Source organism: Streptosporangium sandarakinum (genome assembly GCF_013409935.1).
In the GTDB taxonomy this organism is placed as follows: Bacteria; Actinomycetota; Actinomycetes; order Streptosporangiales; family Streptosporangiaceae; genus Streptosporangium; species Streptosporangium nondiastaticum.
This window is the reverse complement of sequence record NZ_JACCCO010000001.1, coordinates 2,171,405-2,194,759: the sequence shown is the minus strand read 5'-3', so window position 1 is coordinate 2,194,759 and position 23,355 is coordinate 2,171,405. Positions and strand designations below refer to the sequence as shown.

At 74.2% G+C, this 23,355-nt stretch carries 16 protein-coding genes and 1 other RNA gene; 14 read left to right on the top strand and 3 right to left on the bottom strand.

Annotated elements, in window-relative coordinates; all coding sequences use genetic code 11:
* Positions 1 to 22 precede the first annotated feature (22 nt).
* Positions 23 to 1,063: a DUF8094 domain-containing protein gene (locus tag HDA43_RS09670; protein ID WP_179819394.1), complete on the bottom strand. Its 1,041-nt coding sequence runs from the start codon at positions 1,061 to 1,063 to the stop codon at positions 23 to 25.
* 102 nt (positions 1,064 to 1,165) lie between these two features.
* Here HDA43_RS09670 and prfB point away from each other — a divergent pair, with 102 nt between their 5' ends.
* A complete protein-coding gene (gene prfB, locus HDA43_RS09665; RefSeq protein ID WP_179819393.1) occupies positions 1,166 to 2,281 on the top strand; it encodes a peptide chain release factor 2 in 1,116 nt (371 codons plus the stop codon).
* An 88-nt stretch (positions 2,282 to 2,369) separates the two neighbouring features.
* Here prfB and HDA43_RS09660 read toward each other — a convergent pair whose 3' ends face one another.
* Positions 2,370 to 2,561, bottom strand: a complete 192-nt coding sequence (locus tag HDA43_RS09660) for a hypothetical protein (RefSeq protein ID WP_179819392.1) — start codon at positions 2,559 to 2,561, stop codon at positions 2,370 to 2,372.
* 233 nt (positions 2,562 to 2,794) lie between these two features.
* Here HDA43_RS09660 and ftsE point away from each other — a divergent pair, with 233 nt between their 5' ends.
* From ftsE to ssrA, 5 genes are all read left to right on the top strand, one after another.
* Positions 2,795 to 3,484 carry a cell division ATP-binding protein FtsE gene (gene ftsE, locus HDA43_RS09655; protein WP_179819391.1) on the top strand — a complete coding sequence of 230 codons (690 nt, stop codon included), beginning with the start codon at positions 2,795 to 2,797 and terminating at the stop codon, positions 3,482 to 3,484.
* A 33-nt stretch (positions 3,485 to 3,517) separates the two neighbouring features.
* Positions 3,518 to 4,423: a permease-like cell division protein FtsX gene (gene ftsX, locus HDA43_RS09650; protein WP_179819390.1), complete on the top strand. Its 906-nt coding sequence runs from the start codon at positions 3,518 to 3,520 to the stop codon at positions 4,421 to 4,423.
* Between the two features lie 79 nt (positions 4,424 to 4,502).
* Complete coding sequence (gene smpB / locus HDA43_RS09645) at positions 4,503 to 4,970, top strand: SsrA-binding protein SmpB (protein ID WP_179819389.1); 468 nt, start codon at positions 4,503 to 4,505, stop codon at positions 4,968 to 4,970.
* A gap of 2 nt (positions 4,971 to 4,972) precedes the next feature.
* Complete coding sequence (locus HDA43_RS09640) at positions 4,973 to 6,871, top strand: penicillin-binding transpeptidase domain-containing protein (RefSeq protein WP_179819388.1); 1,899 nt, start codon at positions 4,973 to 4,975, stop codon at positions 6,869 to 6,871.
* Positions 6,872 to 7,268: 397 nt separating this feature from the next.
* Positions 7,269 to 7,653, top strand: a transfer-messenger RNA (tmRNA) gene (gene ssrA, locus HDA43_RS09635).
* Between the two features lie 201 nt (positions 7,654 to 7,854).
* Here ssrA and HDA43_RS09630 read toward each other — a convergent pair.
* Positions 7,855 to 8,994: a S1C family serine protease gene (locus HDA43_RS09630; RefSeq protein WP_179819387.1), complete on the bottom strand. Its 1,140-nt coding sequence runs from the start codon at positions 8,992 to 8,994 to the stop codon at positions 7,855 to 7,857.
* Between the two features lie 98 nt (positions 8,995 to 9,092).
* Here HDA43_RS09630 and HDA43_RS09625 point away from each other — a divergent pair, with 98 nt between their 5' ends.
* From HDA43_RS09625 to HDA43_RS09595, 8 genes are all read left to right on the top strand, one after another.
* Positions 9,093 to 10,106, top strand: coding sequence for a hypothetical protein (locus HDA43_RS09625; RefSeq protein WP_179819386.1), 1,014 nt, complete (start codon positions 9,093 to 9,095; stop codon positions 10,104 to 10,106).
* Positions 10,107 to 10,160: 54 nt separating this feature from the next.
* Positions 10,161 to 12,392 carry an acyl-CoA dehydrogenase family protein gene (locus HDA43_RS09620; protein WP_179819385.1) on the top strand — a complete coding sequence of 744 codons (2,232 nt, stop codon included), beginning with the start codon at positions 10,161 to 10,163 and terminating at the stop codon, positions 12,390 to 12,392.
* A 12-nt stretch (positions 12,393 to 12,404) separates the two neighbouring features.
* The gene (locus HDA43_RS09615) at positions 12,405 to 14,213 is read left to right on the top strand and encodes an MmpA family trehalose lipid delivery protein (RefSeq protein WP_312873144.1); all 1,809 of its coding nucleotides are present in this window, start codon (positions 12,405 to 12,407) and stop codon (positions 14,211 to 14,213) included.
* A 152-nt stretch (positions 14,214 to 14,365) separates the two neighbouring features.
* Positions 14,366 to 14,494, top strand: coding sequence for a hypothetical protein (locus HDA43_RS35850; RefSeq protein ID WP_268246289.1), 129 nt, complete (start codon positions 14,366 to 14,368; stop codon positions 14,492 to 14,494).
* Positions 14,495 to 14,710: 216 nt separating this feature from the next.
* Positions 14,711 to 15,997: a glycosyltransferase family 4 protein gene (locus HDA43_RS09610; RefSeq protein WP_179819384.1), complete on the top strand. Its 1,287-nt coding sequence runs from the start codon at positions 14,711 to 14,713 to the stop codon at positions 15,995 to 15,997.
* Entirely contained in the window at positions 15,994 to 20,199 is a 4,206-nt protein-coding gene (locus HDA43_RS09605) for an alpha-(1->3)-arabinofuranosyltransferase domain-containing protein (protein WP_218911667.1), read from the top strand. The genes HDA43_RS09610 and HDA43_RS09605 overlap by 4 nt, the downstream gene beginning before the upstream one ends.
* The gene (pgfA, locus tag HDA43_RS09600; RefSeq protein WP_179819383.1) at positions 20,196 to 21,245 is read left to right on the top strand and encodes a cell envelope lipid trafficking protein PgfA; all 1,050 of its coding nucleotides are present in this window, start codon (positions 20,196 to 20,198) and stop codon (positions 21,243 to 21,245) included. Before HDA43_RS09605 ends, pgfA begins: the two co-directional genes overlap by 4 nt.
* 25 nt (positions 21,246 to 21,270) lie before the next feature.
* Complete coding sequence (locus HDA43_RS09595) at positions 21,271 to 23,286, top strand: hypothetical protein (RefSeq protein ID WP_179819382.1); 2,016 nt, start codon at positions 21,271 to 21,273, stop codon at positions 23,284 to 23,286.
* Positions 23,287 to 23,355: the final 69 nt, after the last annotated feature.

Below are 23,355 nucleotides of genomic sequence, written 5' to 3'. Positions count from 1 at the left end.
TCACCGAGGGCCCCGCGGCCGGTCAGGTGCCGAAGACCTTGGTGACGGCGCCGAGGTAGGCGATGACCCGCGCCGGGACGTGGGCGTTGCGGCGCGGGACGACGCTGACGTAGGGCTGCGTCTCCACGATCCGCAGCTCCTTGACCGGCAGGTCCGAGCCGGAGACCAGCGGCTTCAGGTGCCTCGGCACCCTGATCATCGCGCAGGGCGGGACCTTGTTCGTCAGGGTGTCGGTCCTGACCAGCGAGTACACGACCATGGCCCCGCCGTCGGCGGTGCGCAGCGCGCGCACCGGGTAGCCGCTCGCGCCGAAGATCGAGTCGTAGGCCTGGCAGTCGTCGGCCTTGTACTTCTTCCGCTCGGTCGCGATCTCCTCGGCGTAGCCGGTGGTGCGCCGGCCCTTCTCGATCAGCCCGGCCGCGATCCCCTGGTTGCCCTGCTCCGCGGCGGTCGCGTGCAGCGGCGCCATCAGCCGCGGGCTGATCTCCACGGACCGGTCGTCCTGGTCCAGCGCGGTGGCGTAACCCTCGGCGTCCCTGGCGATCTCCGGGATCTTCTCGCCCGGCTCCAGCAGCGCGGTGGAGCTGACGCACCACCTGTCGTCGCGCTCGGTCAGGGTCAGCACGGCGGTGCGGGAGCCGCCCGCGGAGTCCTCGCGGCTCACCACCGCGGCGAACCAGTACGGCGCCCGCTGGACGCGGGGGACCAGCAGCCTCGGCCGGCCCCAGGTGTGGTGGGGCGGCGCGTCGGGGGAGACGTTGAACGCGGCGGAGCTGAGGGCCTGCTGCGCCTCGCAGGTCTGCGCCAGCATGTTCCTGCGGTCGGCGGCCAGGTGCGGCGTGGCGCCGCTCAGCACGCCCTCGGCGTCCAGGACACCCTCCAGGGCGTCGTCCGCCTCCTCAAGGGTGACCGGGGGCTTGGCCAGGGAGGCGGAGGTGGGGGTCGAGCCGGGCGGCATCCCGCCCTTGAGCGGCGTCTGGTCCCCGGGGCCGGAGCAGGCCGCGGCGCAGGTCACCAGCGCGAGGGCGAGCGCGAGCGGCCCGCGTCTCCGATGTGCCCGCAACTGCCCGCCTCCTCGTGGTCCCCCCTCGCGCGCCCATGCTAGCCACCGGCGGGGTGCGAGCCGTACCCAACGGGGTTCGGTGGTCGCGTACCCTTTACAGACGTGGCAGTCATCGATCCGGCCGAAGAGATCAACGAGCTTACCGGCACGCTCGCCAGCATCCAGGACGTCCTCGACCTCGGCGTGATGCGCAAGCAGATCGAGGAGCTCGGGGAGCAGGCCGCCGCGCCCGACCTGTGGAACGACCAGGAGCGGGCCCAGCAGGTCACCAGCAGGCTCTCCTACCTCCAGGGCGAGGTCAACAGGATCGAGTCGCTGGGGCGCCGCCTGGAGGACCTGGGGGTCCTGTACGAGCTCGCCGCCGCCGAGGACGACGAGGAGACCCGCGCCGAGGCCGACCGCGAGCTGGAGTCGCTCAAGAGCGACATCGGCGCCCTGGAGGTGCGCACCCTCCTGTCGGGCGAGTACGACGCCCGCGAGGCCGTCGTCACGATCAACTCCCAGGCCGGTGGCGTCGACGCCGCCGACTGGGCGCAGATGCTCCTGCGGATGTACCTCCGCTGGGCCGAGCGCAAGGGTTACCCGACGGAGGTCTACGAGACCTCCTACGCCGAGGAGGCCGGTATAAAGTCGGCCACCTTCACCGTCAAGGCCCCCTACGCGTACGGCACGCTCCGCGGCGAGCACGGCACCCACCGCCTGGTGCGGATCAGCCCGTTCGACAACCAGGGCCGCCGCCAGACCTCCTTCGCGGGCGTGGACGTGGTGCCGGTGGTCGAGACGACCGACCACATCGACATCAACGAGGACGACCTGCGCGTCGACGTCTACCGTTCCTCGGGGCCCGGCGGCCAGGGCGTCAACACCACCGACTCGGCGGTCCGCCTGACCCACCTGCCCACCGGGATCGTCGTCTCCTGCCAGAACGAGCGCTCGCAGCTGCAGAACAAGGCCACCGCCATGGCGGTCCTGCAGTCCAAGCTTCTGGAGCGCAAGCGGCAGGAGGAGGCCGCGGCGCTGAACGAGCTGCGCGGCGAGTCGACGACGTCGTGGGGCACCCAGATCCGCAACTACGTGCTGCACCCCTACCAGATCGTCAAGGACCTCCGCACGGGCTCGGAGGCCGGCAACCCGGCCGCGGTGCTCGACGGCGACCTCGACCAGTTCATCGAGGCGGAGATCCGCTGGACGCGCCGCCAGGAGTCGGGCGCGGAGTGACGGCCGGATGACGCCGCCGGGCGTCCGGGCGGACCGTCGTACGGCGGCCGGGCGCCGGGGCGCCGTCCGGCGCCCGCCAGGGGCCTTCTCAGGCCCCGGTGAGGTGGTTCAGGGCCAGGGACAGCAGGAGCAGGGCGACCAGCGCCAGCAGCACCATCGTGGCCGCCATGCCGTCCAGGCCGTGGTGGTGCATCCGCTCGCGAGCGGCGCGGCACTGAGGACAGCGGCCCTCGGCGACAGGGTGCGCGCACCGCGCGCAGACCAAGTCTTCACAGCTCATACGTCCTCCTTCTAGCCTTCAGAACCACTTTATGCGGTCGTTACCGGGCGGCCGAATCGTTTTGTTTCCGTTATGGACTTTCCAGGCCGGTCTTCCCCCTAGACTGGGCTCCGGCCACCGGAACGTCGATCCTCGGTAAAGACCGGCGCCCCCCGGCCGGCGAGAGGCGAAGGCGAAGCTCCGCCACTACCTCGACCGTCCTACCCCCTAGACTGGCATGCCGTGATGCGCCCGTGATCCATTTTGATAATGTCACCAAGGTCTACGCGAACCAGAACCGGCCCGCGCTGGACCACGTCAGCGTCGATGTCGACAAGGGTGAGTTCGTGTTCCTCGTCGGCCCCTCCGGGTCGGGGAAGTCCACCTTCCTGCGCCTGGTCCTCAAGGAGGAGCGCCCCGACTCCGGGGTGATCCAGGTCGCCGGCAAGGACCTCTCCCGGTTGTCCAACTTCAAGGTGCCGCACCTGCGCCGCCGGATCGGCTGCGTGTTCCAGGACTTCCGGCTCCTGCCGAACAAGAACGTGTACGAGAACGTCGCGTTCGCCCTCGAAGTGATCGGCAAGCCGCGGCGGTTCATCCGTAAGGTCGTGCCCGAGGTCGTCGAGCTCGTCGGCCTGGAGGGCAAGGCCCACCGGATGCCCGACGAGCTGTCCGGCGGTGAGCAGCAGCGGGTCGCGATGGCCCGCGCGTTCGTCAACCGGCCGATGATCCTCCTGGCCGACGAGCCCACCGGAAACATCGACCCGGCCACGAGCATCGGCATCATGAAGGTGCTCGACCGGATCAACCGGACGGGCACCACCGTCGTCATGGCCACGCACGACGCGGCCATCGTCGACTCCATGCGCAAACGCGTAGTGGAACTGGAGGACGGCAAGATCGTCCGAGACCAGTCGCGTGGCGTGTACGGCCAGGCGTACTGACACACCAGTACCGGCAGCAGCGACAGGAAGAGCATGCGGGCAAACTTCATCTTCTCCGAGGTCTGGATCGGCCTCCGGCGTAACCTCACGATGACCGTCGCGGTGATCGTGACAGTGGCGATCGGCATGGCCCTGCTGGGCGTCGGCCTGATGATCAACTCCCAGATCTCCACCATGAAGGACTTCTGGTCGGACAAGGTCGAGGTCTCGGTCTTCCTGTGCAAGAAGAACGACCCCTTCCCGGCGTGCAAGGGCAGCGGCGGGGTGAACGCCCAGGAGCAGGCCGCCCTCTCCCAGCAGATCAAGGCGATGCCGCAGGTCGAGTCGGTCTCCTTTGAGGACTCCGCGCACGCCTACGAGGTCTTCAAGACGACGAACTCCGGCAACACCGTGCTGCTGTCGGCGATCCGGGCCGAGGACATGCCGGAGTCGTTCCGGGTGAAGCTCAAGGACCCGGACACCTACACCGCGGTGATCGAGCAGCTCAAGGGAGCCCCCGGCGTCTCCAACGTGGTCAACCAGAAGGAGATCCTGGAGAAGTTCTTCGCCCTGCTGGAGAGCCTCCGCTGGGCCGCCTTGGTGGTCGCCATCATCCTGGTCTTCGCGGCCACGCTGCTGATCGGCAACACCGTCCGGCTGTCGGCCTACAACCGCAGGCGCGAGACCGGGATCATGCGGCTGGTGGGCGCGTCCAACATCTACATCCAGTTGCCGTTCGTCATGGAGGGCGTCATCGCCGGCCTGATCGGCGGTGTGATGTCCGGGGTGCTGCTGATGGTCAGCAAGGTGTTCCTCTTCGACAAGGTGCAGGTCTACCTCGCCAACACCGTGCTCACCTGGGAGACCGTGACCAAGGTCATCCTCATCACGCTGATCTTCGGTGTGGTGATCTGTATCCTGGCGTCGTTCGTCACGCTCCGCCGCTACCTGCGGGTGTGACGCCTCGATGACCCTCGTGCCGGACATGCGCGCGATCTCGGGCGCGGTAGGCCGTCCCGGGCACCGGTAGGCTCGAAGCATGCCACGTGAGACCGGGCGGAAGGCCATCGCCCAGAACAAGCGTGCCTGGCACGACTACCACATCGAGGAGACCTTCGAGGCCGGCCTCGTGCTGCAGGGCACCGAGGTCAAGTCGCTCCGCCTGGGGCGGGCGTCCCTCGTCGACGGGTACGCCACGATCAAGGACGGCGAGGCCTGGCTGATCAACGTCCACATCCCCGAGTACACGATGGGGACGTGGACCAACCACGCGGCGCGCCGTACCCGCAAGCTGCTGCTCCACCGCAAGGAGCTCGACAAGCTCGCCGCCAAGACCAAGGAGGGCGGCCTCACCCTGGTGCCGCTCGCGCTGTACTTCAAGGACGGCAAGGCCAAGATCGAGATTGGCCTCGCGAAGGGCAAGAAGGACTGGGACAAGCGGCAGACGCTGGCCGAGCAGCAGGCCAAGCGGGAGATGGCCCGCGCGCTCAGGCACAGGAACAGGTAACTGTGACGGGGAAGGCTCGGCGCGCCGTCGCCGCGGCGCTCACGCTGGTCGCGACCGCACCCCTGCTGTCGGCGTGCCTTGAGGAGCCGTCGGCCCACGAGGCGGTCCGCGACTTCCTGGTCGGCTGGCAGACGGGTGACTACGCCGCCGCCGCCAGGCGCACCGACGGCGACGAGAAGGTGGTCCGCAGGGCCCTGGAGGACGCCAAGGTCCAGCTCGACGCGGCCTCGTTCCGCTTCCGGCTGACCGGCCTGCGCGGCGGGCAGGGCGACCGGGACGAGCAGGCCGAGGCCGACTTCGCGGCAGAGGTCGACCTGGGGGAGAACAACCCCCTGTGGGAGTACGACGGGAAGCTGCCGCTGCGCCTGGTGAACGGCCAGTGGAAGGTGCACTGGTCGCCCAGCGTCCTGCACCCCGAGCTGCACGAGGGCCAGCGGTTCGCGGTGGACATCAAGCCCCAGGGGCGCAACCCGATCCAGGACCGCACCGGTGAGCCCCTCCAGCAGGAGACCACGCTCTACGTGGCGAACGTCACACCGGCCGAGCTGAAGAATCCGTCCGAGGTCTGCGAGCGGCTGGCCAAGGTCACCGGATTCCCGCAGGACCGTCTGCTGAGCCGGATCCGGTCGGCCCGGCCGGACGCGGCCGTTCCGCTGGCCACCTTCGGCGGCAGGCGCTACGCGCAGCTGGAGTCCCAGCTGAAGGCCATCCCCGGCATCACCATCGCCAAGGACCCGCAGCCTCTGGCGCCCGACTCGCCCAAGCAGATCGTGGGCATCGTCTCCGCGGTCACCGCCGACCTCCAGCAGCAGCTCGGCGGCCCCCAGCGGGCGGGCGACACGGTCGGCCGCACCGGGCTGCAGAAGGCGTACCAGGAGTACCTCACCGGCTCGACCGAGACCAGCGTGATCACGCTGGACGTCAAGACGACGAAGAAGGTGGCCGAGCTGCACAAGTGGGAGGGGCGCCCCACCTCGCCGGTGCGCACCACCCTCGACCGCGGCGTCCAGAAGGCGGCGGACGACGCGCTGCTCGGCGTCACGCCCGGCATGCTGGTCGCGGTGCAGGCCTCCACCGGCGAGGTGCGGGCCGTCGGCGCCACCAAGGAGTACCACCAGGAGAAGGACGCCCTGGCCGGGCGGTTCCACCCGGGCTCGGCCTTCTCGCTCATGGCAGTCGAGGGGCTGATCAAGGCGGGGACGAACTTCAAGCAGAAGCTCGCCTGCCCCGCGGAGCGGAGCGTCGGCGGCGCCCGCTTCCGCCAGTCCGGGCCGCCCGCTCCGAGCACGCCCACCGTCCAGGGCGCCTTCGCCACCGGCTGCGTGACGGCGCTGACCTCGCTGGCCCGCAAGGTGGACGGCGCCGAGCTGGCGGCCGGCGCGGCGAAGTTCGGCCTGGGCACGCACTGGAACCTGCCGCTTTCGACCTTCAGCGGCTCGATGCGGCCCCTGAAGGGGGACGCGGCCACGGCGCGGGCCATCGCGGGCCAGAACGTGCTGGTCAGCCCGCTGACCATGGCCCTGGTGGCGGGGGCGGTCGCCTCTCCCACGGGCACCTGGCACCCGCCCGTCCTGGTCACCGACCCCAAGGAGCCCGACCCGTCGGCCGAGACCAAGCCGGTGACGCCGCCCGCGCAGATCAAGCTCGACGACAGGACGGTCGCCACCCTCAGGACGCTCATGCGGGCCGGGGTGACCTCGGGTTCGGCCGCCGCCGCCGCGGCCCCGGGCGACCCGGTGTACGGCGTCACCGCCACCGCCGTCCGCGGCCGCAAGCCCCTGGCGTGGTTCGTCGGCTGGCAGGGGGACACGGCCGTGGCGGTGCTGATGGAGAGCACCGACCCCGCCGCCGGGGCGACCGTCGCCGGCCGGTTCTTCCGGGGGCTGCGCGCGGGCCTGTGACCGATCCCCGCCGGACGGAGCCGTGACCCGTCCGGGCGGAGACGGAACCGGGCGCCTCGCCGGCCTCGTGCGCACTCCCGGTGACAATCTCGTCGCCCCGAGCAACCATGGGGTGCCCGCGCTGCGTCCTTCCAGATGACCGGGCACCGCTTGGGGGGTTGCGGGCCCGGTCGCTGTGACGGCGCCGGGTCCTCGTCTCGGGGAGGCCCCGCCGTCCGGACCGGCTCGACCCTGCCGGTCGATCCCGGGGGCGCGCGGCGCGACGCCCGCGCCCCCGGGATTTCCGGATTTTCCCGCCCGGAAGGGCTCCCGGGCGGGAATCAGGTTGGCATGGACGGTGTTGTTACGGGTATCTTCGGATCGCCCGCCTTTCGAGGCCGGGTTGACAACTCAACAGGGGGGTGACTGGTTTCGACTTTGGCTTTGCAAGTCAGGGGAAGCGGGTCGAGGACTGCGGACATAACCTCGTTAACACTGTGACCGCGACCAACAAGTGCCAATAAGACGCACTCCGAGGTCAGCCAGGGCAACCTGGCCCTCGCCGCCTAAGCAGCGAGTGACCTCTGCCGGCCCGGGAGCGCCTCCGGCCCGGATCCGGCATCGCTAGGAGGCTCAACCGATCGACCCGGCCACGGGGGAGATCGGGAAATCTAACAGTGGCTGAGCCCGTCGGCGACTTGCCTGCGTGATCGCCGGGGCTGAGAAAAGCACAGCGGGCTGCACCCGGAGAAGCCCTGTCTTGGAGCTGAAGGACGCGGGTTCGATTCCCGCCACCTCCACCACCCCATGAAGAAGCCCGCCGGGGCGAGTAGCACTCGCCCCGGCGGGCTTCTTCGTCGTGGCCGGGAAAATCCCCGGACGGGTCGTCGCCCCCTGGCGGAGCCCTCGGGTGGAGCCGCCTTCGCCGCCTTCGCCGCCTTCGCCGTGCCGGCGTGGGCGGCTTCTCGTGTTTCCCGCGCGGGTCAGCCGCTTTCCCGCGCGGGTCAGCCGCCGCTGGGGAGTTCGCTCAGGGTCACCGTGACGGTGGCGGTGGAGCCGTTCGAGCGGCGCAGCTCCACCCGGGCCCGGTCGCCGGGATCGAGGTCGGCGAGGACCTCCGAGAGGGCCTGCGTCGTCGGGGTGGCGGTGCCGTTGACGGAGACGATCAGGTCGCCCGCCTTGATCCCCGCCCGCGCCGCGCCGCCGCCGGGGGTGACCCGTACGACGCCGGTGCCCACGGGCAGGCCGTCGGAGCCGATCACGGTCTGCACGGTGACGCCGAGGGCGGCCCGGCGGGTGTTGACGACCCGGCCCTTCTCGATGATCTGCCGGGTGATGTCCACGGCGGTGTCGGAGGGGATCGCGAAGCCGATGCCGGCCGCCTGGCCGCCGCCCAGTTCGGGGTTGACGGCGGTGAGGGTGGGGATGCCGATGACCTTCCCCGCGAGGTCGACCAGTGCTCCGCCGCTGTTGCCCGGGTTGATCGCGGCCGACGTCTGGATGGCGTTGGTGATCGTCGCGGCGGGGCCCTCGCCCTCGGCGGGCTCGGTGACCGTACGGCCCAGCGCGGAGACGATCCCGTCGGTGACGCTGCCGGACAGGCCCAGCGGGTTGCCCATGGCCAGGACGAACTGGCCGACCCGCAGGCGGCTGGAGGCGCCGAACGCGGCCGGCCGCAGCCCCCTGGGGTCGTCCACCTTGATCACGGCCAGGTCGCCCAGCTCGAAGGTGCTGATCAGCCTGGCCGGCCGGGGCGGGCCACCGCTGGCGAGCGTCACCTGGAAGCGCCTGGCCCGGCCGACCACGTGGGCGTTGGTCACGATGTGCCCGGCGGCGTCGTAGACGACCCCGGAGCCGAGGCCCTCCCCCGTGGTGATCTGCACGATCGACGGCAGCACCTTGGCGATGACCTGCTCGTAGGCCGCCTGGAGCGACTGCGGTGAGACCGGCGCCCCGGGGCCGGGCGGCGTGCCGGTCGGGGAGCCGGGGAGTCTGCCGGCCGTGACGGCGGGCGGGCCGCCGGCCGAGCCGGAGACCGAGTCGGAGACGGAGCCGGTCAGCCCCGTCCCGCCGTTCCCGCCGCAGCCCGCGAGCGCCACGGCGACGGCCATCAGCAGCGCGGCCCGCGATGTCGATCCCCCCATGCAGGGATATCTTCCCGGACACCGGCGGCGGTACCCTGCCGAGGTTTTGATCAGGTCTGGGTTCATCGTTCCGGGTCCCGTGACGTAGCCTGACGACCATGGCGGACGTTGACGGTGACTCCTCCGGGCGTTCTCACGAGAGATACATCCCGTCGTACGAGGCGCCCACGGCGCCCATGCCCGCGGTCCAGGCCGAGGACGGCACGATGATCGGCACCCGGGTGCCCCGCCGGTTCCCCATCGGGGACGGCGAGGAGACCCTGCTGGTCCCGAAGATCGACCCGGCTGGAGCGTTCCCCGCGCCGGAGCGGCCGTCGCCCGCGGGTGAGCCGGCCGGGCGGACGGAGCCGCCGGCGCCGCCCCCGCCGTCCGGGGCCTCGCCCGCCGGGCCGCCGCGGCGCGGCGGGCTGTCGCTGCGGGCCGTCTACAGCATCGTCGCCGCCCTCCTCACCGCCGTCGCGGTCGTGCTGGTCTTCGTCCTGTTCTCCGGGGACGAGCCCCCCGAGCGGAGCGCGCAGCCCCGGCCGGAGGGCGCCGCCGCGCCCCCCGCGAAGGCCGCCCCCACGATCACACTGCCCGGCCGGCCCAAGATGAAGGCGCTGGCGGCGCTGCCCGGCACGCCCAGCGGGGTGGTCGGCTCGGTGAGCGACGCCACGGCGGACATCACCTACGCCAAGCTCGGCAGGCCCTGGAAGGCCGCGGTCGTGCCGCCCTTCTCGGTCGGCCAGCAGGTCGGCGCGGCGCGGCTGCCGCGCACGGTCGTCGGCTCCGGGATGCTCCCCGGCGCGACCCCGGCCACCGCCCCGAAGACCTACCCCGCCCTGCGGACGGCGGCGATGCAGGCGGTGAAGTGGACGGCCGCCACCCACCACCCGCCGGGCGGGAAGATCGCCTGGACGGCCTCGCAGAAGGCGGCCGGCGGCAAGGGCTGGACGCTCGGCTACCGCGTGACCTACGTGCTGAACGGCAAGAAGCACACCTCCCAGGCGGCGGTCACCGTACTGGACGTCGGCCGCCGCAAGCCCGCGATGCTCTTCGTGACCGTGCCCGACTCGCGCAAGGAGCTCTGGGCGGACATCGCACCCCTGATGGCCAGTGCCCGGCCGTTGTGATGGAAGCAACTTCTAGAATATGGTTCTGGCAGTGAATCGTGTCTGGAGGCTGCCATGGCGATCGGGTTGAGTGAGGAGCACGAGGCGCTCCGCGAGTCGGTGACCGGCTGGGCCGAGCGGAACATCCGCCCCGAGGTCGTGCGCGCCGCCGTCGCGGCGGGGGACGGGGAGCGCCCCGCCTTCTGGTCCGCCCTCGCCGATCAGGGCCTGCTCGGCCTGCACCTCCCGGAGGAGTACGGCGGCAGCGGCTACGGCCTGCTGGAGGCCGCCGTCGCGGTCGAGGCCCTCGGCGAGAAGGCCGCCCCCGGCCCGTACGTCCCCACCGTCCTCGCCGCCGCCACGATCCTCGCCTCCGACGGCAAGGCCCGCGCCGAGCTGCTGCCCGGCCTCGCCGACGGCACGCTGACCGGCGCGGTCGCGCTCGGCGCCGCCCTCACCGGCACCCGCGACGACGCCGGGACGCTCACCGTCACCGGCGTCGCCGAGACGGTCCTGGGCGGCGCGCTCGCCGACGTCCTGGTGCTCCCAGTGGACACCGGCCGGGACGAGGAGGAGTGGGTGGCGCTGGACGCCTCCGCGGTGACCGTGACGCCGGTCGCCTCCCTCGACCTCACCCGCGGGGTGGCCAGGGTCGAGCCGGCGGGGGTGACCGTGCCGGCCGGGCGGGTGCTGGACGGCCTCACCGGCGCCGCGGTCCGCGACCTCGCGGCGATCGTCCTCGGTGCGGAGGCCGCGGGCGTCGCGGCATGGTGCGTGCGCGCCGCCGCCGAGTACGCCAAGGTGCGTGTGCAGTTCGGCCGCCCGATCGGCCAGTTCCAGGGCGTCAAGCACAAGGCCGCCCGGATGCTCGTCGCGCTGGAGCAGGCCCGCGCCACGGTCTGGGACGCCACCCGCGCCGCGGCCGAGGCCGCCGCCGGGGAGGGGAACGGCGCCGCGGCGGCCGCCTACACGGCCGCGATCGCCGGGGTCGTCGCGCCCGACGCCGCCGTGCAGTGCGCCAAGGACGCCATCCAGATCTTCGGCGGCATCGGCTACACCTTCGAGCACGACGCCCACCTCTACTACCGCCGCGCGCTGACCCTGCGCGCGCTGCTCGGCCCCTCGTCCGAGTGGGCCGAGCGGGTCGCCGGGCTCGCGCTCTCCGGCGTGAGCCGGGAGATGGAGATCGAGCTGCCGGAGGAGTCGGCGGCGCTGCGCGAGGAGATCCGCGCCGAGATCGCCCAGATCGCCGCGCTGGAGGGCAAGGAGCAGAAGCGGGCCCTGGCCGGGGCCGGGTTCGTCATGCCGCACCTTCCCCGCCCCTGGGGCCGCGACGCCAAGCCTCTTGAGCAGGTGCTGATCCTCCAGGAACTCAAGGCCGCCCGGGTCAAGCCGCCCCAGATGATCATCGGCGCCTGGGTGGTGCCGTCGATCGTCGCGTACGGCACGCCCGAGCAGCAGGAGCGCTTCCTGCCGCCCACGCTGAGCGGCGAGATGATCTGGTGCCAGCTCTTCTCCGAGCCGGGCGCCGGCTCCGACCTCGCCTCGCTGCAGATGAAGGCCGAGAAGGTCGAGGGCGGCTGGCGGCTCAACGGCCAGAAGATCTGGACCTCCGTGGCCCACGTCGCCGAGTGGGGCATCTGCATCGCCCGCAACTCCTCCGAGGGCTCCAAGCACGAGGGCATCACCTACTTCATCGTCGACATGAAGGCCCCGGGCGTCACCGTCCGTCCGCTGACCGAGATGACCGGCGAGAACCTGTTCAACGAGGTCTTCCTCGACGACGTGTTCGTCCCGGACGAGCTGGTCGTCGGCGAGGTCGGCCAGGGCTGGAAGGTCGCCCGCAACACGCTGTCCAACGAGCGGGTCTCGCTGTCGGCGGGGTCCGGCGGCACCGGAGCGTCCGTCCCCGACCTGCTCGGCCTGGCCGGGCGGCTCGGCCGCGAGCTGTCCTCCGCCGAGCGCCAGGAGGTGGCCCGGGTCGTCTGCGAGGGCCACTCGATCAGCGCCCTCGGCATGCGGGTGACGCTGAAGCAGCTCACCGGCGCCGAGCCGGGCGCCGACGCCTCGGTGCGCAAGCTGCTGTCCACCTCGCACGCCCAGCACGTCTCGGAGTGCGCGGTCGGCCTGCTCGGCACGGCCGCGGTGGTCGCGGCGGACATGAAGCTCGGCGACGCCGGCTACTGGAACCGCGCCGTGCTCGCCACCCGGGCGATGACGATCTACGGCGGCACCACCGAGGTGCAGCTCAACATCATCGGTGAGCGGATGCTCGGCCTGCCGCGCGACCCGGAGCCGGGCCGGTAACCCGTGGCGGGAGTGCCTCCGGGGCCGGACGCGGCCGTCCCGCCGGGACCGGCCGCGGACGGAGGCACCCTTCCGGAGGCGGGCGGGCCGTCCGGCGCGCGGGCCGCGGCGGCGCGGTTCGCGCCCGCCCTGCTCGGGCTGGCGCTCGGGCTGCTCGCGCTGGGGCCCGCGCTGGGCCCGGGGTTCGTGCTGCGGTACGACATGGTGTTCGTGCCCGACCCGCCGCCGGTCGGGCCGGGGGAGGGCTTCCCCCGGGCGGTGCCCAGCGACCTGGTGGTCGCGCTGCTCGCGCAGGTCGTGCCCGTCCAGGCGGTGCAGAAGGCCGCGCTGCTCGGCATCTTCGTGCTGGCCGCCTCGGGTGCGGCGGCACTGGTGCCCTCGCGGCGTCTCGGCCCGCGGCTGGCGGCGGCGGCCTTCTACGCCTGGAACGCCTACCTCGCGCAGCGGCTGCTGCTCGGCCAGTGGGCGCTGCTGCTCGGGGTGGCCGGGCTGCCCTGGGCGGTGCGCGCCGCCGCCCACTCCTTCAGGGGTGCCTCAGCGGAAGCCGTACGGCGGGCCGGGCGGACTCCGGCGACCCCGGGGACCCGGGAGACCTGGTGGGCGCGGGCCGCCTGGCCGGTACGGCTGGCGGTCGCGCTGCTGCCGGCCGCGGTGGGCGGGTTCCAGGCGATGCTGGTCTCGGCGCTGGCGGTGCTCCCGGTGGCGGCGACCGCGCGGGGTCCGGCCGGTCACCCGCCACCCGCCGGCCCGCCGGGTGCGGACCCCGGGGAGCCGTCCGGCGGACCGGAGGCGGACCGGCGTCCCGGTGAAGCCGGCGGCCGGTGGCGGGTCGGTCCCGCGGTCCGCCGGGCGGGCGGGGCCGCGGCGGTCGTCGTCCTGCTCAGCCTGCCGTGGCTGGTGCCGGCCCTGGGCAGCCGGGCGGTGACCGACCCCGCCGGGGTGCGGGCGTTCGCGGCCCGCGCCGACGGCCCCTTCGGGACGGTCGGCAGCCTGCTCACGCTCGGCGGGATCTGGAACTCGGACGCCGGGGTGCCGGGACAGGGCACCTGGTGGTCGGCGGGCGTGCGGCTGGCGCTGGCGGCGGTCGCGGTCTGGGGGTTCGCGCGCACGCGCGCCGGGCGGGCGGCGCCGTACCGGGCGGGGCTGGCGACGGCGGCGGTGGCCGGGCTGGGCGTCGCCCTGGCGGGCGCCTTCGCGCCGGGGGTGCTGGGCGGCCTGATCGCCTGGTGGCCGGGGTTCGGGCCGCTGCGGGACGGCCAGCTCTACCTCGCCCCGTTCGCGCTGCTGCAGGCGGTGGGCCTGGGCTGCGCGGTGGAACGCTGGAACTCGCGCGCGGTGGCCGCGGTCGCGGCGGCGGTTCCGGTGCTGGTGCTGCCCACGTTCGCGCTGGGGGCGTTCGGCAGGCTGGCCGCGGTGGACTACCCGGACGAGTGGCGGCGGGTCCAGGCGATCGTGAACGCCGACCCGGCGCCCGGGGCGCTGCTGTCGCTGCCGTGGGGCGCGCACCGGGCGTTCGGGTGGAACGGCCACCGGGTGATCCTCGACCCGGCGACCAAGATGTTCCGGCGCAGGGTGCTGTGGAACGACGCGCTGCTGGTGGGGTTGCCCGGCGGCGGGCGGCTGCGGGTGGCGCCCGAGGACCCGGCGACGGCGGGGGTGGACGCGGCGCTGCGCGCCCGCCCGGGAGCGCGGGAGGCGGCGCTGGCGCGGCTGGGCGTCCGGTATGTCCTCACCCGGGCCGGTGACGACACGTTCCGTGATGCGGCGACCGTGTTCACCGGCCCGGAGATCCGGCTCCTGCGGCTTGACGAGGGCCTCTGAACAGCTTGATCGGCGTTCTTGGAGGGACATATCCCCAGCTCGGAGGAGTACCCAACGGTAACTTTCTTTGTCACGTTTTAACCAAAACCATGGCTTATGCGCGAATCACGTTCTAGTCTCGGCACACTGTCCGTCGCTGAAGGGAGCCAGGGATGCGAGTGCTCTTGGCGCTGGCCATCGGTGCGATCCTCGCGGTCGGTGCCTCCGTGGCAGTCGTGAACGTCGGCTCGCCCACCCCGGAGCCGCCGAACCGCCCCCTGTACAACTACGGCACCAGGTGATCTGAGGCCGCGCGGCGGCCGGTGATCGCACCGGTCCCCGGCCGGACCGCGGAGATCGTCCATCGGAACGGAGCGCGGCTTCACCATGCCCTGAAACGGGCGCGCCGGGCCGGGCGGGCGGCGGCGCCGTACCCGGACCGGACCGGCGGCGCCCGTCCGGACGCGGGGGACAGGAGAGACCGCGGAGGACCGCGGCCCGGAGAGCAAGGAGGCAGCGTGGCCCTTTTCGGCCGGAGCGCGGGGCCGCGCCCGTCCGCCCCGTCGCGGCCCGCCCTCAGCGTGGAGGCCGAGGGCACGCCCGAGGAGCCGCTGCGCGGCGTCCGGGTGGCGGTGCTGAACTTCCGCGAGCCGCAGCAGTCGGTGGCGGGCGGCGCGGAGGAGTACGCCTGGCAGATCAGCCGCTACCTGACCGGCCAGGGCGCGAAGGTGTGGTTCGCCACGGCCCGCGAGCCCGGCCAGTCCGCCGCGGAACAGCGCGACGGCGTCGAGCTGCGCAGGATGGGCAACCGCTACCTCGTCTACCTGCTCGTGCCGCTCTGGCTGCTGCTGCGCCGCCGCCGGTTCGACGTCGTCATCGACTCGATGAACGGCATCCCCTTCTTCTCCCCCCTGGTGGTACGCCGCCGCACCGCGGTGATCTGCCTGGTGCACCACGTGCACGACCGGCAGTTCCACGCATTCTTCCCGCCCTGGCTCGCCAGGATCGGCTGCTTCGTCGAGGGGCCGGTGGCGCGGTCGCTCTACCGCCGCCGCACCACGATCACCGTCTCGGAGTCGTCCCGGGAGGACCTGCGGGCGCGGCTGCGCTGGAAGGCGCCGATCCACGTCGTGGCCAACGGCAGTCCGGCGGCCCGCCCGGTGACGATGCGGGAGCTGCCCGGCGACCCGCTCGTGGTCTACCTGGGCAGGCTGGTCGGGCACAAGAGGGTCGAGCGGGTCGTCGGCCTGGCCGCCGAGCTGGGCGAGACCCGCCCCGGGCTGCACGTCCACGTCGTGGGCCGGGGGCCCGAGAGCGGGTCGCTCGCCCGCCGGGCCGCCGAGCTGGGCGTCGCCGGCCGGGTGCACCTGCACGGCTTCCTCGCCGAGCCCGCCAAGAACGCCGTGCTCGGCGCGGCGCTGCTGAACGTGACCGCCTCGGAGTTCGAGGGCTGGGGCCTCACGGTGATCGAGGCCGCGGGCTTCGGCGTGCCGACCGTCGCCTACGACGTCGCCGGGCTGCGCGACTCGGTCCGGGACGGGGTGACCGGCTGGCTGGTCCGCGAGGGCGAGACGCTCGCCGACGTGGTGGACCGGGCGATCGGGGAGCTGTCGGACCCGGCGCGGCGCGCGGAGATCCAGGCGGCCTGCCGGGCGTGGGCGGGCGAGTTCACCTGGGGGCGGACCGGCGCCGCCGTCACCGGCCTCGTCACCGCCGAACTGCGCGCCGCCCGTACGGCAGGCCCGCTCCGCAGGGCCGCGACCGCCGGCCTGCGCATCGCCTCCGGGGAGACCGACCCCGCTTGAACACGGAACCCGCCTCCGAGCCCGGCCGGCTCCGGCACGGCCTGCGCCTGCTGGCCGGCTGCCTGCTGCTCGCCGCCGTGGCGTTCAACACCGCCCCCGGCCAGGTCATCGGCGAGACCAAGCTCGACATGGCGATCAACCCGGTCGCCTTCCTGGCCAGGGCGACGCACCTGTGGGACGGCGCGTTCTTCGGCCACCTGCAGAACCAGGCGTACGGCTACCTGTTCCCGATGGGCCCGTTCTACGCGCTGTTCACCGAGCTCGGCATGCCCGCCTGGAACGTCCAGCGGCTGTGGATGGCGCTGGTGCTGTGCGCGGCGTTCCTCGGCGTCGAGCGGGTCGCGCGGGCGATGGGGATCGGCGCCCCCGCCACCCGCGTCCTGGCCGGGCTCGCCTACGCCCTCGCCCCGCACGCCGTCGCGCTGATCGGGACCAACTCCTCGGAGTTCCAGCCGAGCGCCGTGCTGCCGTGGGTGCTGCTGCCCCTGGTCCACGGCACCCGGCCCGGGGCGAGCCCGCGCCGGGCCGCCGCGCTGTCGGCGCTGGCGTTCGTCTTCGCCGGCGGGATCAACGCCGTGGCCGAGCTGGCGGTCCTCGTCGTGCCGCTGCTGTACCTGCTGACCCGGCGCGGCGGCCCCCACCGGCGGCGCCTGCTCGCCTGGTGGCTCGCCTGCGTGGCCGCGGTGTCGATGTGGTGGCTGCTGCCCCTGCTGGTGATGGGCCGCTACATCTTCTCCTTCCTGCCCTTCATCGAGACCGCCGACGCCACCACCGGCGTCACCTCGCTCCTCAACACCCTGCGCGGCACGTCGAGCTGGATGTCCTTCCTGCCGGTGGACGGCCAGGCGTGGCTGCCCGCGTCGTTCGAGCAGGCCACCGCGCCGGTGATGATCGCGCTGACCGCGGCGGTCGCCGCGCTCGGCCTCGCCGGGATCGCCGCCCGCGCCACGCCGGAGCGGCCCTTCCTCGCGCTCAGCGTGCTGGCCGGGGTGGTGGCGGTCACCGCCGGGCACGCCGACGCGCTCGCCCACCCGTGGACCGAGCAGGTGCGGGCGCTGCTCGACGGGCCGCTGGCGCCCTTCCGCAACCTGCACAAGTTCGACGCCCTCATCCGGCTCCCGCTGGCCCTGGGCCTCGCGGCCCTGCCCCTGGCCGGCCCGGTACGGCTGCGCCGACCCGTCCTGGCCGGCACCGCCGTGCTGGCCGCCCTGGCCGCGCTGCCGGTGGCCACCGCCGGGGCGACCCCCGCCGGGGGGTTCGAGGCGCTGCCCGGCTACTGGCGGGACGCCGCGACCTGGCTGAACCGCAACACCGGCGACGGCATGGTCCTGGCCGTTCCCGGCTCGCGCCGCGGCGACTACCTGTGGGGCCGCCCGATGGACGAGCCCATGCAGTCGCTGCTGACCGTGCGCTGGGCGACCCACACCAACGTCCCCTGGGGCTCGCCGGGACTGGCGAGGCTGGTCCAGGCGGTGGACGAGCGCTTCGCCACCGGCCGCGGATCGCCGGGCCTCACCGCCGCGCTGCGCCGGATCGGCGTGAAGTACCTGCTGGTCCGCAACGACCTCGCCCGGCAGAGCCTCGGCACGGCCTGGCCCGCGCGGGTCCACGAGACCCTCGCCGAGTCCACCGGCCTGCGGCGGGTCGCCGGCTTCGGCCCGGAGATCGGCCTGCGGTCCAGCCCCACGGCCGCCGGCTGGTTCGAGCAGCCCTACTCGGCGCTGGAGGTCTACGCGGTGCCCGACCCCGCGCCGCTCGCCGCGACCGTGCCGCGCGACGGGACGCTCCGGGTCACCGGCGCGCCCGAGGCGGTGCTGGACATGGCCGAGGAGGGACTGCTCGCCGACGACCGGCCCGTCGTGGTCGGGGACGAGCCCGGGGCGCCCGCCGTGTCCGCGCGCGACACGGTGGCCACCGACACGCTGCGCCGCCGCGAGATCCTCTTCGGCGACCTGCGTCGCATCGCCACCCCCACCATGACCGCCGGCCAGCGGCCCGAGCGGCCCCGGGGCGCCGACCTCACCGACCCCGCCTGGTCCGGCGCGACCGTCACGGCCGCCTACACCGGCGTCCGGGACGTGCGGGCCTCCTCCGCCGAGTCGGGCATCGGGGCGGGGGAGCGCCGCGACCCGGGCCGCCAGCCGTACGCGGCGTTCGACGGCGACCCGCGCACCGGGTGGCGCTCCGACGGCTGGGACGGCGCGGTCGGGCAGTGGCTCCGGGTGCGCTTCACCGAGCCGATCGACATGCCGCAGATCACCGTCGCCTTCGAGCGCTCGCCGCTGCTGCCGCAGGTGGCCGAGGTGTCCCTGGAGACCGAGGCGGGCGCCCGCCGGGTCGCGGTGAACCCGACCGCCGACCCGCAGCTGATGCGCCCGCCCCTCGGGCGGACCTCCTGGCTGCGGATCCGGGTGACCCGGCTGGCCGCCGAACTCGCGACGCCGACCGGCGCCCGCGTCGGCGTCACCGAGGTCGCGATCCCCGGCGTGCGGCCCGGACGCACCCTCGTCGTGCCCCCCGACGGCCCGCGCGACCCCGGGACGGTGCTGCTGACCCGCCGGGGTACGGCGAGCGCCTGCATGCGCGGGTCGTCCACCTGGACCTGCGACCCCTCCACGCTGCAGGTCACCGGGGAGGACGGCGACGGCTTCGACCGCTCCTTCACCGTCCGCGAGGGAGGGAAGCGGTCCCTCAGCGGCGACGCCGTGCTGACCGACCCCGTCTCCTCCCGCCTCGTCACCACCCTGCACGGCGTCCACCCGCAGGTGACCGCCTCCTCCACGCTGACCGGCCACCCGGCCGTGCTCGGCCGCGCGGCCATGGACGGCGACCTCGGCACCGTCTGGTACGCCGACCCCGCCGACCGCCACCCGACCCTGACGGTCAGGCTGGGCAGGAAGCGGACGATCTCCCAGATCATGGTCCTGTTCCCCGACTCCTTCCTCGGGCAGCCGCCGGTCCAGGTCAGCGTGAGCGGCGGCGGGCAGACCACGCGGGGCTGGATCCGCGCCGACGGCCGGGTGGTCTTCCCCAAGATCACCACCGACACCCTGGAGATCGGCTTCACCGCCCCGGTGTCCCGGCCGATCGAGGTGTCGGAGGTCACCGTCCCCGGAGTGAAGCCGCTCGGCTCGATGGAGACGACCCCGCTGCGGCTGCCCTGCGGATACGGGCCCACCCTCTCGGTGAACGGCAAAACGGTGCGCACCGAGGTCGTCCGGGGCACGATGGGCGACGTGCTCGGCGGCCGTCCCGTCGGCTACCGCGCCTGCGGGCCGGTCGAGCTGAAGCCGGGCACGGCCAGGGTGAGCGTCGCCCCGGCCGACGCCTTCCGGATCGAGTCGCTCGTGGTGCGCGCCGCGGACGGTGAGACGGGCGGTGCGACGGAAAGCGGGACGGACGGCGGGACGGCGGACCGGGAACCCGGATCGTCGTCCGGAACCGGCCGGGGCGGCTCGGAAGGCGACGCCGTGACGGCCTCGCCCGTGACCGCGGAGGCGTGGGGGCCGGCCGAGCGCCGGGTCCGCTTCTCGGCCTCCGCCCCCTCCTACCTGGTGGTCAACGAGAACCACAACGCGGGCTGGCAGGCGTACCTCGACGGCGGGCGGCTGACGCCGGTCCGGCTGGACGGCTGGCGGCAGGCGTGGGAGCTGCCCGCCGGGCAGGGCGTGGTGACCATGCGCTACGAACCCGACTCCGCCTATCGCGCGGCGCTGCTCGGCGGCGGGTGCCTGGTGCCGCTGGTGGCGGCGCTCGCGTTCGTCCGGCCGCGCCGTACCGCGGCCCGCCGGGCGGGGACGGGGGCCGCAGCGGTCCGCGCGGCCTGGTTCTGGCCGCTCGCCCCGGCCGTCGGCCTGTGGACCGGCGGCGTGGCGGGCGCGGTGGTCGTCACCGCGGCGGCGGCGCTGTACGCCCGGCCGGTCAGGCTCTGGGGCGTCCGCCCCGGCGGATCCGTGTCCGCGACGCTGCTGCGGTGGGCGCCGGCGGTCCCGCTCTTCCTGGCCGGTCTCGCGCTCGCCGCCGGCACCGCGTACGGCGGGACCGCGCTCGCCGGGGCGCTGACCGGCGTCGTGCCGCAGGTGCTCTGCCTGCTGGCGCTCGCCTGGCTGCCGGTCGCGGCCCCGGAGCCGGTCCCCGCCGCCCCGGCCGCCCCGGAACCGGTGCGGCACCCGGAGCCGGCCGCGACGGCGGTGCGCCGGTGACCGGCCCGCGGGTCCCCTGGACGGCGTTCGCGGCGGCGAGCGCCTTCTTCGTCACGCTGGCGGCGCTGCTGCGCCTGTACGTCTACCCGAGCGCCCTGGTGATGCCGCTGGAGCAGGCCAGGACGTACCGCATGACGGCGTCCGGCGCCCAGTACTTCGACACCGCGACGCTCACCTCCCACGCCGGGGTCTCGCTGCTGTCCACCACGACGGTGAGCGGGGACGCCGGCGCGGGCGGCCCGGACACCGCGGTGTGGGTGGAGTTCACCTCGCTCACCACCGAGGGCGGCGACCGGATCGACTACCACGAGCGCCGGACCGCCTTCGACCGCAGGACGGGCCTCGCGGTCGCCTGCTGCGACGGGTACGTCGACGACGACCCCGGCGCCCGCCAGGAGGGGCTGGCCTTCCGCCTGCCGTTCCGCGCCGAGCCGCGGACCTACCCGATGTACGACGTGCTGCTGCGGACGGCGGTCCCGCTCCGCTACGAGCGGCAGGAACGGGTGTTCGGCCGGCCGGCCTACCGCTACACCTACACGGCGGGCCCGATCAGGATCGAGGACGTCCCCGGGCGGCTCCCGGGCAAGGTGCTGGGCCTGCCGGAGTGGCGGGCCGTCAACGTCGCCCGCTACGCCGAGGTGACCCGGACGATCTGGGTGGAGCCGGAGAGCGGCCTGACGGTCAAGGTACGCGAACACCAGCGCCAGACCCTGCGCACCCCCGACGGGGTCGAGCGCAAGGTGGCCCTCCTGGCGGACCTGGACATGATGCCCGAGGACGTGGCGGACCGGGTGGCCGACGCGGAGGCCTTCGCCCGCTGGGTCCTCCTCGTCCGCGACCTGCTGCCGGGGCTGTTCCTGGCGGCCGGGCTCGCGCTGGTCCCGGTGGCCCTCCGGCGGCGGAGGCGGGACGGGCGGCCCGGCCCGGCCGGGGAGCCGGCCGTACGGCCGGACGCGGAGACGAACGGGGACCCGGCCGGGGTACGGCCGGGCGCGGAGGCGGGCGGCGAGCCGGCCGCGGCCGGGGCGGACGGGGAGCGGAAGTGAGCGGCGCGGCGGCCGGGGTGAGGCGATGACGGGAACGGGCGGCGGCCCGGTCGAGGTGGAACTGCGGCTGCCGGCCTGGGCGCGCGGCGTCCCACGGCTCCGGCACGGCCTCACGGCCGCGGCGCTGCTGCTGGTGGCCGCGGGCCTCGTACTGAAGGGATGGCTGCTCAGCCGGTCCTACTTCGTCGAGGACGACATCGTCTTCGTCGGCCGGGCCGTGACCGAGCCGTTCGGCTGGGCGCACCTGCTGCGGGTGCACATCGGCCACCTGATGCCGGGCGCCCTCGCGCTGGTCCGGGCCCTCACCGCGATCTCCCCCTACGACTGGGGGCTGGTCTCGGTCGTCGTCCTCGCCCTGTCCGCGGCGGCGGCCCTGGCGCTGTACCGGCTGCTGCGCCTGCTGTTCGGGGCCCGGCCGATGGTCCTCGTCCCGCTCGCCTTCTTCCTGTTCTCGCCCGCGAGCTTCCAGGCGACCGCCTGGTTCGCCGCGGCGATCAACATCCTGCCCCTGCACATCGCCATGCTCATGGCGATGTGCTCGCAGGTGCTGCTGGTCCGCACCGGCCGGGTGCGGCACGCGGTCGCCGGGCTCGCCTGGACCTGCGCCGGGCTGCTGTTCTTCGAGAAGGCGGTCCTCGTCCCGCCGGTGCTGTTCCTGCTCACCGTCGTGCTCCTCGCCGGGGAACACGGGGTGCTCGGCGCCGCGCGCCGGCACCTGGGCCTGTGGCTCGTCCACGCGGCGGTGGCCGGCGCCTACCTCGCCGGGTACCTCGCGGCGTCCGGGCGGTCCGGCGGCCAGGGGATCACGTTCCCCGGCTTCTACACGGCCGTGGACTACGCCGCGACGTTCTTCGGCGGCACGGTCCCGACCCTGCTGGTCGGGGGCCCGCTGACCTGGGAGCCGGTGCTGTCGGCCGGCGCGCTGGCCGGTCACCGGCCCGTCGAGATCGCCGTGGCCTGGCTGGCCCTGGCCGCCGTCGTGGCGGGAACCTGCCGGGCGCGGCGCGCGGCGGTCCCGGCGTGGCTGCTGGCGGGCGGCTACCTCCTGGTCGCGGACGGCCTGCTGATCATGATCGTCCGCTCCGGGCCGTGGCGCGCCTTCGAGAGCCGCTACATCGCCGACGCCCTCCCCCTGCTCACGGTCTGCCTGGCGCTGGCCCTGATGACGTGGCGGGGCGCGAAGGCGCGGGCCGTACGGCGGGGCACGGCGTCTCCGGCGGGGAGCACGACGGCGAACCCGGCGGTTCCGAGCCCGGAAGGGGACGCGTCGGACCCGGCGGTCCAGGGTCCGGAGGCGGCCGGTCCGGCGACGGTCCCGGACGGGGGCGCGCGGACCCTCCCGGTGTACGCCGTACCGGCCGCGTGCGCCTACGTGGCGCTCGCCCTGGTGTCGGCGTCGGTCTTCGGCCCCACGCTCCCCGGCCGTACCGGCCGCGCCTACTTCGACGCGGCCCGCGCGGACCTCGCCGCGCTCGGCCCCGAGCCCGGCGTGTACCCCGCGATGGTGCCCGAGCGGCTGCTGTTCCCCTGGCAGTCGCTGCCGGACCGGCTGACCTCCCGGGCGCTCGCCCCGCTCGCCCGGGGCGCGCTGCGCGAGCGGGTCGCCCACCCCGGGGTCGCCTACGACGCGGTCACCTTCGACGACCGGGGGCACCTGGTGCCCGCGGCGGTCCTCGGCGGGTTCGTGGCCGGCGAGGACCGCGGCTGCCTCCCGTGGCGCGGCGGCGCGGTCACCGCCGATCTCGCCGTCCACGAGGGGAACGTCGTCCGCCTGCACTACGACGTGCCCCGCGACACGCGTGTCATCGTGACCGTGGGGGAGCGGCGGACCGAGGTCACGTTGCGGGCGGACCGGGAGCGGGTCCACCTCTCGGCGGCACCCGCCCCGGGGCCGGTCCGCGTCACGCTCCCGGACGGCTCGCTCCCGGACGGATCACGCCGGGACGGCGGCCGGGAGAGCGGCGTCTGCCTGCGCGCGGTGGTGGTCGGCGCGGCCGTGCCGGAGAGGCCGGAAGGGGCGGTCGATGGCGGCACGGGCTGAGCGGCGGGCGGGGACTCCCGGAGCGTCTCCCGGTGCCCGGCGGCCGGCAGGGGACGAGCGGCGGGCAGG